A 12,503-nucleotide genomic window follows, 5' to 3' on the forward strand; every position below is an offset into this window, starting at 1 on the left:
TCAGCCTCCAATCGCCCAGCGGGCATAGGCACCGCCAAGAAGTTCAAATTTTGCAAGGAACGCGACAATGACGACCCAAGCCAACGAAAGCGGTAGGAACACCTTCCAACCAATGCGCATCAGCTGGTCATAGCGGTACCGTGGCGTAATCGCCTTCACCATCGCGAAGATAAAGAAGAAGAACGCCATTTTGCCGACCATCCAAAGAACGCCATCGGGCAATCCAGGAATTGGGGACAACCAGCCACCAAAGAACAACAGGGACATCAACGCACACATCAAGAAGATCGCGATGTATTCACCGGCCATAAACAGCAGGAACATCGTCGCCGAGTACTCGACTTGATAGCCCGCGACCAATTCCGACTCCGCCTCGGGAAGATCGAATGGCGGGCGGTTGGTTTCAGCCAAAGCAGAAATAAAGAACAAGAAGACCATTGGAAAGTGCGGCAACCAATACCAGCTAAACAATCCATAGTCGCCGTCTTGCGCACGCACGATATCACCAAAGTTCATTGACCCGGTGCTGATGATGATGCCGATAATAATCAGGCCGATCGAGACCTCATATGAAATCATCTGAGCCGCAGAGCGCAATGAGCCAAGGAATGGGTATTTCGAGTTGGAAGCCCAGCCGCCCATGATGACGCCGTAGACCTCAAGCGAGGACACCGCGAACACATACATGATCGCCACGTTGATGTTGGACAGAACCCAACCATCATTGAACGGGATCACCGCCCAAGCAATCATGGACATCACAAAGCTGACCAATGGCGCAAGGATAAAGACGGGGCGGTCGGCACCAGCCGGGATCACCACTTCTTTGACGACATATTTCAGAGCGTCAGCAACTGATTGCAGGATCCCGAAGGTACCCACAACATTGGGACCGCGGCGCATTTGCACAGCAGCCCAGATTTTCCGATCCCCGTAAACGAGAAACAGAAGCGAGATCATCACAAAAGCAACAACCGCCAGCACTTGGGCGACGATCAGGATGCCTATTCCGAGAGGGGTGGTAAAGAATTCAGCCATTTGTCCTCACACCGTGGGTATTTGGTTATCTTCGCAATTTGAAACGGTGACTTCTGCGTCAATCGTTTTCAAACCACGGGGCAGCGACGCAGAGATGGTATAAACAGCATCCCCCCGCCAAACTCTGCCGTCTTGTTCCATTGTCGTGCGCACATGACGCGCAAATCCGAAACCTCGGATCAACGCATATTGCGCTGCGGCACATTCCGCATATTTATCTATGTCATTGGTGGACAGCGCATCTTGCATCGATACGCGGAAATTCACCAAATCACCGTCCAATAGACGGGTCTCGACGCCAAGGTATTCTGGCGCAGGATCAGATGCCCCGCATTGCTCGCCGTCCCCACATGTGGGGGCGCACGCCGACAGACCAACCGCGAGGGCCGGAATTGTCGGAGCCATGAGCGCTTGCAGGTGCATTTTCACTTACTCCGCCGCAATCTGTTCTGCGCCACGTGCTTTCGCAGCAGCGCTCAGCTCGGCCATTAGAACGCTTGCGCGCGCAATCGGGTTTGTCAGATAGAAGTCAGCGATCGTTTCCACGAATGCGCCCTTCTTAAGAGCTGCCGCAGGGAGAGGTTGCCACGTGTTTTCAACAACCTGATCAATCTTGGCCAGATGTGGAACTTCGGCAATCAGCGCCTGACGCAGTTGCGCCAAAGAGTCATATGCGAGCCCCTCGCCAACTTCAGCACTTAGAGCGCGCAAAATGGCCCAGTTTTCTTTGGCTTCACCTGGTGCATATCCTGCACGCATCGCCAACTGAGGGCGCCCTTCGGTGTTCACAAATAGACCGTTTTCTTCGGTATATGCTGCCGCTGGCAAAATCACATCGGCACGATGCGCGCCCCGATCGCCATGGCTCCCTTGGTACACCACAAACGGACCATCGGAAATTTCAACTTCGTCAGCACCAAGGTTATAAATGACCTCGGCCCCTTCCAACGCAGTGTCCAGACCACCTTCGGTGACCGCGCCAACATCCATGGCACCCACACGGCTTGCCGCAGTGTGCAGAACCATCATTTTGCCGCCAAGTTTCTCGGTTAGTGCCATTGTCTTGCCCAGCACGGCAATGCCGTCGCCTTCGCAAATGGCACCCTGCCCTACAATCACAATCGCATTGTCCTGCGCCTGTGCATTTTCGGCAAGTTCATTCAAAGGTGCACGACCGCGACCGCCATACGTTGTCTCATAGGTCAGATCCATACCTTTTGGACCCAAGACAATCACTTCAGCGCCCTGCAACCAAGCCTTGCGAATGCGAGCATTCAACACCGGTGCTTCGTTGCGCGGGTTGGACCCGATCAAATAGATAACCTTGGCGGTATCAATGTCCTCGATCGATGCGGTTCCAACATAGGCACTGCGGTTGCCTGCAGGCAACACAGCACCGTTGGTCCGGCATTCAACATTGCCGCCCAAACCTTGGATCATTTGCTTCAGAGCAAAGGCTGCTTCGGTAGGAGCAAGATCACCGATCAGACCAGCGACCTTTTTACCCTTCATCGCATCAGCGACTTTAGTCAGGGCTTCACCCCAAGTTGCCGGACGCAATTTACCATTTTCACGCACATAGGGTGTGTCCAGACGCTGGCGGCGCAATCCATCCCAAACAAAGCGTGTCTTGTCGGAAATCCATTCTTCGTTCACGCCATCATGGTTGCGTGGCAGAATGCGTTTCACTTCGCGACCTTTGGTGTCGACGCGAATGTTAGACCCCAAGGCATCCATCACATCGATGGTTTCGGTCTTGGTCAATTCCCAGGGACGCGCAGTAAAGGCGTAGGGCTTGGATGTCAGAGCACCGACTGGGCACAAGTCAATGATGTTGCCTTGCAGATTGCTATCAAGTGTTTGGTTCAGATAGCTGGTGATCTCGGCATCCTCACCGCGACCCGTTTGGCCCATCTGGGTGATACCTGCGACCTCTGATGTGAAACGCACGCACCGCGTGCAGCTAATGCAACGCGTCATGGCTGTGCTGACAAGGGGCCCAAGTTCCAGATCGTCAACGGCACGTTTCGGTTCGTTAAACCGTGTACCTGACAGACCATAGGCCACGGCCTGATCCTGCAGATCGCATTCGCCACCCTGATCGCAAATCGGGCAATCCAGCGGGTGGTTGATCAGCATGAATTCCATCACGCCTTCACGCGCTTTTTTGACCATCGGCGAGTTGGTTTTCACCACAGGGGGCTGACCTTCTGGCCCAGGGCGCAAATCACGCACCTGCATCGCGCATGACGCCGCAGGCTTGGGCGGTCCACCGACCACTTCTACCAGACACATGCGGCAGTTGCCGGCAATGGAAAGACGTTCATGATAACAGAACCGCGGAATTTCCACTCCGGCTTGTTCGCAGGCCTGAATGAGGGTCATCGCCCCATCCACTTCTACTTCGGTCTCGTCAATGATGATCTTGCGTAGGTCAGACATGTTCATTTCGCCCTTAACAGCGCGCCGATCTGGCTTGTTTTTTGAATTTCTGCACGCCCAAGCGTGCAAAAGCTTTGTGGGTCGTCATAAGAGACCCCGTTTTGTTTCAGATACGCCTCGCCGCGCGCGCGCATCTTGGCCTTTTCATCGTCATTTTCGATGTAGGCTTCGATTTCGTTGTCAGCATACCCCAATTCATTCGCAGAACGCTTGAGCGCGCGCATGAATGAATAGGCCTTGAACAACCGAGCACTTATTGTGGGGCAATAGTCGCGAATTTCATTCGCCACAGCCAAAGCAAAAAGCCCGTCATTAATAGATTTTTCCTGACTCAGCCCCGTCTTGGCAAACACAGGTCCAGCCGCCAGAACAGCACACAGGGTCACTGGAATAATCGCACGCATAGTCTCTCTCCGATCTGTCTTGGTCACAGGCGCGCTTGCACGCGCCCCGCCCTGAGCAGAAAGGCCAGAGGCCTGTGTTATGCAATAACGTGCGATCATTCTTTGCACACGCCTTCGAGATACAGATCATCTTCGATCATGCGAAGATTCTCTGGTTCGACATCCGGTCCGTGAACCCAGTCAATCGACGAGCTACCATAGTTTTCAATACAATAGGTCACGGCAGCATGACGACCAGCCTCGCGCGCGCCTTCAATTGATTGAGTGGCTTTGTCGACATTCACCGTGAAGTGGCTGCGATCTTTCTTGTCGACCATCTTGGCCTTGGAGCGGAAGTTGATGCCATTAAAGGACAGCTCGTCCTTTTTCCCCATACGCTCGCAACCAGAAACAGCCACCACAAGACATACGGGCACAATCAAAGCTGCTGAACGCAACTTTGTGCTTTTGGATGATGTCGTTGAGGGGAGCTGGGCAAACATCTGATTTTACTCCGCCGCCATCGCGCCCATACGGCCGGTTTTGTTGGCTTTGATACGATCTTCGATCTCATTGCGGAAATTCTTGATCAGACCCTGAATTGGCCAAGCGGCCGCATCGCCAAGCGCGCAGATGGTGTGGCCTTCAACCTGTTTGGTCACGCTAAACAGCATATCGATTTCTTCGAGTTCTGCCTCGCCTCGCACCAAACGATCCATGACGCGCATCATCCAACCAGTGCCTTCACGGCATGGCGTGCACTGGCCACAGCTTTCATGTTTGTAAAACTTGGACAAACGCCAGATGGCCTTAATGATGTCGGTCGAGTTGTCCATGACAATCACCGCCGCGGTACCAAGGCTCGAGCCTTTTTCGCGCAATGCGTCGAAATCCATCACGGCATCGCGCATATTTTCACCCGTAACACATGGCACAGACGATCCACCGGGGATAACCGCCTTAAGATTGTCCCAACCGCCACGAATACCGCCACAGTGTTTTTCAATGAGCTCTTCAAAGCTGATCGACATGGCTTCTTCGACAACACAGGGGTTGTTGACGTGACCGGAGATGCCGAAAATTTTGGTGCCAGCATTGTTCGGGCGACCAAAGCCCGAGAACCACTCGGGGCCACGACGCAAGATCGTCGGCACAACCGCAATAGATTCAACGTTGTTCACTGTTGTCGGGCATCCGTACAAACCCGCGCCCGCTGGGAACGGCGGTTTCATACGTGGCATGCCCTTTTTGCCTTCAAGGCTTTCGAGCAAGGCTGTTTCTTCGCCACAGATATAGGCGCCTGCCCCGTGGTGAACAAACACGTCAAAATCCCAACCGGAGCCAGCCGCGTTGCGGCCCAAAAGACCCGCATCATAGGCTTCGTCAATTGCGTTCTGCAGAGCTTCGCGTTCGCGAATGTACTCGCCGCGGATATAGATATAGCAGGTGTGTGCATTCATCGCGAAAGACGCGATCAGGGCGCCTTCGATCAATGTGTGCGGATCATGACGCATGATCTCGCGGTCTTTACATGTGCCCGGCTCGGATTCATCCGCGTTGATCACCAGATACGCCGGACGACCGTCGCTTTCTTTGGGCATAAATGACCATTTCAGACCGGTGGGGAAACCCGCACCGCCACGACCACGCAGGCCGGATGCCTTCATCTGGTCGATGACCCAGTCGCGCCCGTTCTGAATGATCTTTGCGGTGCCATCCCAATGGCCGCGCGCCTGTGCGCCCTTGAGCGTGCGCTCGTGCATGCCATAGAGGTTGGTAAAGATACGATCCTGATCTTTGAGCATCTTGTTACCCTTGCGTTGACTGACGCGCGCGCCAGATCTGAAAAATATTTACCAGCGCCCAAATCAGCGCGGCAATTGCGGCGAAATCAAACAACAATGCATACCGACCTGGCATGCCCATTGCTTTTCCCAGCCATTGGGCGGCCAACCAGATCACCATCGTACCTGCAATCACAAGGCTGACAGTGCGCCCCTTGCGTGCCAGATGTTGATCGTTCTGCCCACCCATCTTGCGTTAGTCCTTATAGACGTCGCCCTTGGCAACGCGCTTTGAGAACTCGGTTTCTTCGCCAGAGGCCAAAGCTTTCGCTTGATCGACCCAGCCATCACGTTCGATGCGGCCCTTGAACGACAGGCGGCTATCCACCCATGCGATCTGGGCTTGGGTCCATGCCGCGATCTGATCAAAGTGGAAGAAACCCAATTCGTTCAGAGTTTGCTCAAGCTTGGGGCCAACACCCTTGAGTTTCTTAAGGTCATCCGCACCACCGTCGCGCGCTTCGGTCAAAATCACCGGAGCCTCTTCGGCAACGTCGGCTGCTTTTTCTTCTGCTTTTGCGGCGACCGGCTTTTTGGCAGCAGGCGTTTTCTTTGCATCTTCAGCTTGCTTTACAGCGGGTTTGGGCGTCGGAGCTTCGGCAGGCACAGGTGTTGACGGGTCGCGGCCAGCAACCTTGCCATCTTTGCCGATCCAAGGCGTCAACAACGGAACCTCGGTGCCATCGATGCGCTTGATTGTGTCGCCAATGTCTGTCGCCAGTTGCGCAGACGCGTTATATTGCGTCTTGCCGCTGTCGTATTCCTTGAGGCTGGTCAAACCACCCAAAGGTTCCGAAGAAAAACGGCCATTCATCGGACCGGGTGCAGGCACAGATCCGGCGGCCAGATCATCAAGCAGCTTTGAGAACCCCTCAGCGGTCATGTCCTCGTAATAGTCTTTGCCGATTTGCGCCATCGGTGCGTTGGTACACGCGCCAAGACATTCGACTTCTTCCCAAGAAAACTTGCCATCCGCAGACACTGTGTGCGGCGCGTTCGCGATCTTTTCTTTACAGACGGCGATCAGGTCCTCTGCTCCGCAAATCATACAGGACGTTGTGCCACAAATCTGAATGTGGGCCACAGTGCCGACCGGCTGAAGCTGGAACATGAAGTAGAATGACGCCACTTCGAGCACACGAATATAAGCCATGCCGAGCATGTCAGCCACGGCCTCGAGCGCGGGTTTGGTCAACCAACCCTCTTGCTCTTGGGCGCGCCACAACAACGGAATGACGGCTGAAGCCTCGCGGCCCTCAGGGTACTTGGAAATCTGCCCTTTGGCCCACGCCTGATTGGCGGGCGTAAAAGCAAAGCTTGCGGGTTGTTCGGGATGAAGACGGCGAAGCATTAGCGGTCAATCTCTCCAAAAACGACATCCATCGTGCCGATGATTGCGGCCACATCTGCGAGCTGGTGCCCGCCGGCCACGTGATCCATAGCTTGCAGGTGCAAGAAGCCAGGAGCGCGAATTTTACTGCGATATGGTTTGTTCGATCCGTCAGCGACCAGATACACGCCAAACTCACCCTTGGGGGCCTCGACCGCGGCATAAACTTCGCCAGCAGGCACGTGGAACCCTTCAGTGTACAATTTGAAGTGATGGATCAAAGATTCCATCGACGTTTTCATATCGCTGCGTTTAGGAGGCGAAAGCTTCCCACGCGCCATAACGTCACCTGTTGCCTCGCGCAATTTCACGATGGCTTGCCGAATGATGCTTGTTGATTGACGCATCTCTTCCATGCGCACCAAATAGCGGTCATAACAATCGCCATTTTTGCCGACAGGAATTTGGAACTCAAATTCGTCATAGCACTCATAGGGTTGCGAACGGCGCAAATCCCAAGCCAGACCAGAGCCGCGCACCATCACACCCGAGAACCCATATTTCAGGATGTCATCTTCGGTCACGATGCCAATATCAGCATTGCGCTGTTTGAAAATCCGGTTTTCCGTCAGAAGTCCATCAATGTCGGCCATGATTGCTGGGAAATGCAGCGCCCATTCTTCGATATCGTCCAGCAACGCGTCAGGCAAATCCTGATGTACGCCACCCGGGCGGAAATAGTTCGCGTGCAAACGGGCACCGCAGGCGCGCTCGTAAAAGATCATGAGCTTTTCACGCTCTTCAAATCCCCAGAGCGGTGGCGTCAACGCACCAACGTCCATCGCCTGTGTGGTCACGTTCAGCAAGTGGTTCAGAACGCGGCCAATTTCCGAGAACAACACGCGGATCAACTGTCCGCGACGCGGAACTTCTACGCCGGTCAGCTTTTCAATGGCCAAGCACCAAGCGTGCTCTTGGTTCATCGGTGCGACATAATCTAGGCGGTCAAAATACGGCAAGCTCTGCAGATAGGTGCGGCTTTCCATAAGTTTTTCAGTACCGCGATGCAGCAGCCCGATGTGTGGATCGCAACGTTCAACAATCTCGCCATCCAACTCTAGCACCAGACGCAGAACGCCGTGCGCAGCAGGGTGCTGCGGGCCAAAGTTGATGTTGAAATTGCGAATTTTTTGTTCGCCGGTTTGGGCGTCTTCGAACCCTTTGGAGCCGTCCATCATTTTGCCCCCTCTTTTTCGTCACCAGGAAGGATATATTCAGCCCCTTCCCACGGAGACATAAAGTCAAATTGGCGGTACTCTTGCACCAGCGACACAGGTTCGTACACCACGCGCTTTTCAGCTTCGTCATAGCGCACTTCGGTATAGCCCGTTGTCGGGAAATCCTTGCGAAGCGGATGCCCGCGGAACCCGTAATCTGTCAGAAGTCGACGCAAATCAGGGTGATCGCTAAAGAGAATACCGAACATGTCGAAAGCTTCGCGTTCGAACCAGTTGGCCGAAGGGTGCACAGCCACAATCGACTGAACCGCTTCGGTTTCACGGATCGCCACGCGCAAACGAATGCGGTGGTTCTGATACATCGACAACAAGTGGTACACGACGTCAAAGCGACGCGCACGATCTGGATAATCAACAGCCGTGATATCCACCAGCGAAGAGAACTTGCAGGTCGGATCAGTTTTGAGAAACTCGATGAACGCGGCAATCCCAGAGGGTGCTACGTCAACGTTCAACTCTCCAAAACTTACGTCCCATCCAAGCACGCAGTCCGGGCGCTTCATTTCGATATGAACGCCCAATTCATTCAGTGCATCACTCATCGTTCGATCGTCCCTGTGCGGCGAATTTTGCGTTGCAATTGCATGATGCCATACACCAATGCCTCGGCAGTGGGTGGGCATCCCGGCACATAGATATCAACTGGCACAATGCGGTCACAGCCACGTACAACGCTGTACGAATAGTGATAATACCCGCCACCGTTGGCACAGCTTCCCATGGAGATCACATACCGGGGTTCCGGCATCTGATCGTACACCTTGCGAAGTGCAGGCGCCATTTTATTGGTCAGCGTGCCCGCAACGATCATCACATCCGATTGACGTGGGGATGCGCGGGGTGCAACACCAAAACGCTCAAGGTCATACCGCGGCATCGAAGCGTGCATCATTTCAACGGCACAGCAAGCCAGACCAAAAGTCATCCAGTGCAAAGACCCAGTCCGCGCCCAGTTCACCAAATCTTCGGTGGACGTCAGCAGAAAGCCCTTGTCCTGCAACTCTCGGTTCAGAACCTGAGTAGAGACCTCTTTATCAATGCCAGCGGTGTTGGCTCCAGTCATCACTCCCATTCCAGAGCCCCCTTCTTCCACTCATAGGCAAAGCCAATGGTCAAAACGCCCAGAAATACGATCATCGACCAGAACCCGACCAAGCTCATGTCCTTGAGCGCAACAGCCCAAGGGAACAGGAAGGCAATTTCCAAGTCAAAGATGATGAAAAGAATCGCGACCAGATAAAACCGGACGTCAAATTTCATCCGCGCGTCGTCAAAGGCATTGAAACCGCACTCGTAAGCACTCACCTTCTCAGGATCAGGATTGCTAACGGCAAGAACGACGGCAGCAAGGATAAGAACAAGGCCAAGCGCTACGGCAACGGCCAGAAAGACCAGAATGGGAAGGTATTCCCTCAGCATCTCTTCCACGGGGTGGCTCCTTTCATGCACATCGAAATTGTGCAGTCAGATGGCTGTATTAATTAGATGCGGTTTACCCCCGCCCCTTGTCAGGGTCAACCGAGCCATTACACATTCTCTTTTTTGAAGTTGTTTGAAATTTCCTTGGTATACACATGTATGCAGAACAATACGGCGAGGATACGTCAATTCGTCAGCCCTCTGTTTCACCTGTGTTTTATAGGTTTCCACAGGTATTGTGCCAACATCGGTAGGCTTCAGAAAACATCGTATTTTGAATATATCTTTGAAAGGTACCGTTTAAGGCGCGCGTAATTTCAAGAACTTGGGACAGTTTGTCCTAATAAAAAACACCGCAACAGCCCACAGGGGCGGTTGCGGTGAAATCTTATCGTCGTTCGACTAACAGAGTCGCACGACGATCATGTGACATGATGGTACGCGCGCAATCAGGCCCAGCTTGGCTTGCGCTTGTCAAAAAAGGCACCGATCCCTTCCTCAGCTTCGTCGCTTTCCCAGCGGCTCACCAAGGCTTGAATGGTCATGTCGATGATCTCGTCATCAATTTTTGGGCCCAAAGCCCGCGTCAAGGCTTTGGCAGAGGCCACCGCCCCGGGAGCAACCGACAGATACGGCAACACTTCGGCCTCTACCGCTGCGTCCAGATCATTGCTCGGTACGATTCTTGCCAACAGTCCCAAGGTCACAGCCTCGGGGGCCTTGAACAGACGCGCCGACATAAAGACACGCCGCGCCATGGCCTCGCCCATGCGTGACAAGACATATGGGCCGATGGTTGCAGGAATAAGCCCCAAACGTGTTTCAGTAAGCCCCATGGTCAAATGGTCGGCGCCGACAGCCACGTCACACACGCTGGCCATGCCGACACCGCCGCCAAATGCATTGCCTTGCACGCGCCCGATCAACGGTTTGGGCAGCGTGTTCAGCGCCTGAAGCATCTCGGCGAGCTTGCGAGCTTCTTTACCGCGCGTCTCTGGGTCCATGTCACGTTGTGCACGCATCCACCCCAGATCACCTCCGGCACAAAAACTCTTGCCTTCGCCCGTCAAAATGACGACCCGCACGCTATCGTCTTGCCCCAACTGCAGGGCAGCGGACGTAAGTTCTTCAAGCATTTTCCCAGACATTGCATTGTGCTTTTCTGGTCGGTTCAACGTCAGCGTGGCAACACCACGTGCATCCGTTTCAATGGTAATCGTCTCAAACATCAGTTGCCCTCTCGCATCCGGCGCGCCATGGCCGCCGCTTCTTCTAGAACGTCATTATTCAAACCAGTGTCATAGCCCAGCTTGGTCAGGCGTGCGTGCACAGACTCTGTGGCGACATTCCCGGCTGCACCCGGGGCATAAGGACAGCCCCCCAATCCCCCAACAGCCGCGTCAAACACACGAACTCCCTGCGCCAAGGACGCCTCAATATTCACCAAAGCACGCCCAGCTGTGTCATGATAATGACCGGCGACCTGTGCGGCAGGGACAACCTGTAATACCGCTTCAAGCATGGCGCTAATCGCTTCTGGGGTGCCCTGCCCGATGGTGTCGCCCAATGAGATTTCATAACATCCCATATCCAGCAATGCCTTGGCAACTTTGGCGACCTGCGCCGGGGCTGTGGGGCCATCATAGGGACAATCCGCAACGCACGACACATAGCCCCGCACAGGGATCGACGCCAATTTGGCAGCCTCGACGACGGGGGCAAATCTCTCCAGACTTTCAGCAATGGTGGCATTGATATTTGCCTTGGAAAATCCCTCGGATGCAGACCCGAAAATCGCGATCTCGTCAGCTTTGGCGGCTTGCGCCCCCTCAAAGCCCTTCATATTCGGGGTCAGGGCTGCGTAAGACACCCCCTTTGCGCGGGTGATGCCAGCCAAGACATCCGCGCTGTCGGCCATTTGCGGCACCCATTTCGGGCTGACAAAACTGGCGACTTCAATGCGGCGAAACCCTGCACGACTCAGACAATCGACAAGCGCAATTTTGTCTGCAGTTGGGATTTGCCGCTTTTCATTTTGCAGACCATCCCGCGGCCCCATTTCAAATATTTCAACAGTTTCAGACATTTGGAACCTCGTAGAAGTCTTTTCTATAGATAAGCGTCGCATTTTCCGGCGGTTGCGCGGCGCGATAGGCAGCGCGCGCGGCAAGTCGTGCGGCATAGGCTGCGGCCATGGGCATTTCGTCAAAGCGGACAAACCTGCGGGCAATGTCCACGCCGTATCCCACAGCACAATCCACCCCGCTAAAGCCCGACGCCATCACATAGTCGCGCCCGTCTGCGAGCTGCAGCTCGAGTCGGCCAAGCACTTTGTGCAAGCGCCGTGCCTCAAGAGACATCTGTGTCGGCGAGCGCATATGCGCCTCGTACAACACGATATGGGCCTGTGTCAGGTTCGCACAATGCTGCCCGATAGTTTCCGCATAATGCAGCCAGTCAAGCCAGGCCATGCGCTCGGGATCGCCCGCAGGACGCCCAAGCGCCTTGTCCGGGAAAAGCTCGCACAGGTATTCGATCATGGCGCCGCTTTCGCACATGACCTCTCCGTCAATTTCCAACGCAGGCACACGCGCCGCAGGATTGAGCGCAAGATACTCAGGCGATCGCAGGGACTTATCGAAGAAATTATGGACCTTCAGATCATACGCGATACCAAGCTCTTCCAGCAACCACAGCACCCGCATCGAGCGGGCCTCGTGAGCGTGATGCAAAGTGATTTTCATAGCCA

15 protein-coding genes are annotated in these 12,503 nt (G+C 54.4%); all 15 read right to left on the minus strand.

The genetic code is table 11. From position 1 onward, the window contains the following. The 15 genes from nuoH to FAP39_RS03790 all read right to left on the minus strand — a co-directional run bounded on the left by nuoH (position 1) and on the right by FAP39_RS03790 (position 12,498). Positions 1–1,038, minus strand: a complete 1,038-nt coding sequence (gene nuoH / locus FAP39_RS03720) for an NADH-quinone oxidoreductase subunit NuoH (RefSeq protein WP_138015044.1) — start codon at positions 1,036–1,038, stop codon at positions 1–3. A gap of 6 nt (positions 1,039–1,044) precedes the next feature. Next, the gene (locus FAP39_RS03725; RefSeq protein WP_138015275.1) at positions 1,045–1,461 is read right to left on the minus strand and encodes a hypothetical protein; all 417 of its coding nucleotides are present in this window, start codon (positions 1,459–1,461) and stop codon (positions 1,045–1,047) included. Positions 1,462–1,467: 6 nt separating this feature from the next. After that, a complete protein-coding gene (gene nuoG / locus FAP39_RS03730) occupies positions 1,468–3,480 on the minus strand; it encodes an NADH-quinone oxidoreductase subunit NuoG (RefSeq protein ID WP_138015045.1) in 2,013 nt (670 codons plus the stop codon). 2 nt (positions 3,481–3,482) lie between these two features. Further along, positions 3,483–3,983: a DUF5333 domain-containing protein gene (locus tag FAP39_RS03735; RefSeq protein WP_246058919.1), complete on the minus strand. Its 501-nt coding sequence runs from the start codon at positions 3,981–3,983 to the stop codon at positions 3,483–3,485. Then, a complete protein-coding gene (locus FAP39_RS03740; protein ID WP_246058920.1) occupies positions 3,980–4,366 on the minus strand; it encodes a hypothetical protein in 387 nt (128 codons plus the stop codon). The genes FAP39_RS03735 and FAP39_RS03740 overlap by 4 nt, the downstream gene beginning before the upstream one ends. Before the next feature lie 6 nt (positions 4,367–4,372). Then, on the minus strand, positions 4,373–5,668 hold the full coding sequence (gene nuoF / locus FAP39_RS03745) for an NADH-quinone oxidoreductase subunit NuoF (RefSeq protein WP_138015047.1): 1,296 nt from the start codon (positions 5,666–5,668) through the stop codon (positions 4,373–4,375). Between the two features lie 4 nt (positions 5,669–5,672). After that, entirely contained in the window at positions 5,673–5,897 is a 225-nt protein-coding gene (locus FAP39_RS03750; RefSeq protein WP_138015048.1) for a DUF5337 domain-containing protein, read from the minus strand. Between the two features lie 6 nt (positions 5,898–5,903). Next, entirely contained in the window at positions 5,904–7,058 is a 1,155-nt protein-coding gene (locus tag FAP39_RS03755) for an NADH-quinone oxidoreductase subunit E (RefSeq protein WP_138015049.1), read from the minus strand. Next, a complete protein-coding gene (locus FAP39_RS03760; RefSeq protein ID WP_138015277.1) occupies positions 7,058–8,272 on the minus strand; it encodes an NADH-quinone oxidoreductase subunit D in 1,215 nt (404 codons plus the stop codon). The genes FAP39_RS03755 and FAP39_RS03760 overlap by 1 nt, the downstream gene beginning before the upstream one ends. Continuing rightward, on the minus strand, positions 8,272–8,877 hold the full coding sequence (locus FAP39_RS03765) for an NADH-quinone oxidoreductase subunit C (RefSeq protein ID WP_138015050.1): 606 nt from the start codon (positions 8,875–8,877) through the stop codon (positions 8,272–8,274). The genes FAP39_RS03760 and FAP39_RS03765 overlap by 1 nt, the downstream gene beginning before the upstream one ends. After that, entirely contained in the window at positions 8,874–9,398 is a 525-nt protein-coding gene (locus FAP39_RS03770) for a NuoB/complex I 20 kDa subunit family protein (protein ID WP_138015051.1), read from the minus strand. The genes FAP39_RS03765 and FAP39_RS03770 overlap by 4 nt, the downstream gene beginning before the upstream one ends. Then, positions 9,398–9,763, minus strand: a complete 366-nt coding sequence (locus tag FAP39_RS03775) for an NADH-quinone oxidoreductase subunit A (protein WP_138015052.1) — start codon at positions 9,761–9,763, stop codon at positions 9,398–9,400. Before FAP39_RS03775 ends, FAP39_RS03770 begins: the two co-directional genes overlap by 1 nt. A 440-nt stretch (positions 9,764–10,203) precedes the next feature. Beyond that, a complete protein-coding gene (locus FAP39_RS03780) occupies positions 10,204–10,983 on the minus strand; it encodes a crotonase/enoyl-CoA hydratase family protein (RefSeq protein WP_138015053.1) in 780 nt (259 codons plus the stop codon). Continuing rightward, positions 10,983–11,840, minus strand: a complete 858-nt coding sequence (locus FAP39_RS03785) for a hydroxymethylglutaryl-CoA lyase (RefSeq protein WP_138015054.1) — start codon at positions 11,838–11,840, stop codon at positions 10,983–10,985. Before FAP39_RS03785 ends, FAP39_RS03780 begins: the two co-directional genes overlap by 1 nt. After that, positions 11,833–12,498 (minus strand): glutathione S-transferase family protein, encoded by a 666-nt coding sequence (locus FAP39_RS03790; RefSeq protein WP_138015055.1) that lies wholly within the window; start codon positions 12,496–12,498, stop codon positions 11,833–11,835. The genes FAP39_RS03785 and FAP39_RS03790 overlap by 8 nt, the downstream gene beginning before the upstream one ends. Positions 12,499–12,503: the final 5 nt, after the last annotated feature.

Source organism: Shimia litoralis, from assembly GCF_005518135.1.
Lineage (GTDB): Bacteria > Pseudomonadota > Alphaproteobacteria > Rhodobacterales > Rhodobacteraceae > Shimia_E > Shimia_E litoralis.

Coding starts and splice junctions, on each gene's coding strand:
- nuoH (WP_138015044.1), bottom strand. CDS start 1,038: ATGGCTGAATTCTTTACCACCCCTCTCGGAATAGGCATCCTGATCGTC.
- FAP39_RS03725 (WP_138015275.1), bottom strand. CDS start 1,461: ATGCACCTGCAAGCGCTCATGGCTCCGACAATTCCGGCCCTCGCGGTT.
- nuoG (WP_138015045.1), bottom strand. CDS start 3,480: ATGTCTGACCTACGCAAGATCATCATTGACGAGACCGAAGTAGAAGTG.
- FAP39_RS03735 (WP_246058919.1), bottom strand. CDS start 3,983: ATGATCGCACGTTATTGCATAACACAGGCCTCTGGCCTTTCTGCTCAG.
- FAP39_RS03740 (WP_246058920.1), bottom strand. CDS start 4,366: ATGTTTGCCCAGCTCCCCTCAACGACATCATCCAAAAGCACAAAGTTG.
- nuoF (WP_138015047.1), bottom strand. CDS start 5,668: ATGCTCAAAGATCAGGATCGTATCTTTACCAACCTCTATGGCATGCAC.
- FAP39_RS03750 (WP_138015048.1), bottom strand. CDS start 5,897: ATGGGTGGGCAGAACGATCAACATCTGGCACGCAAGGGGCGCACTGTC.
- FAP39_RS03755 (WP_138015049.1), bottom strand. CDS start 7,058: ATGCTTCGCCGTCTTCATCCCGAACAACCCGCAAGCTTTGCTTTTACG.
- FAP39_RS03760 (WP_138015277.1), bottom strand. CDS start 8,272: ATGGACGGCTCCAAAGGGTTCGAAGACGCCCAAACCGGCGAACAAAAA.
- FAP39_RS03765 (WP_138015050.1), bottom strand. CDS start 8,877: ATGAGTGATGCACTGAATGAATTGGGCGTTCATATCGAAATGAAGCGC.
- FAP39_RS03770 (WP_138015051.1), bottom strand. CDS start 9,398: ATGACTGGAGCCAACACCGCTGGCATTGATAAAGAGGTCTCTACTCAG.
- FAP39_RS03780 (WP_138015053.1), bottom strand. CDS start 10,983: ATGTTTGAGACGATTACCATTGAAACGGATGCACGTGGTGTTGCCACG.
- FAP39_RS03785 (WP_138015054.1), bottom strand. CDS start 11,840: ATGTCTGAAACTGTTGAAATATTTGAAATGGGGCCGCGGGATGGTCTG.
- FAP39_RS03790 (WP_138015055.1), bottom strand. CDS start 12,498: ATGAAAATCACTTTGCATCACGCTCACGAGGCCCGCTCGATGCGGGTG.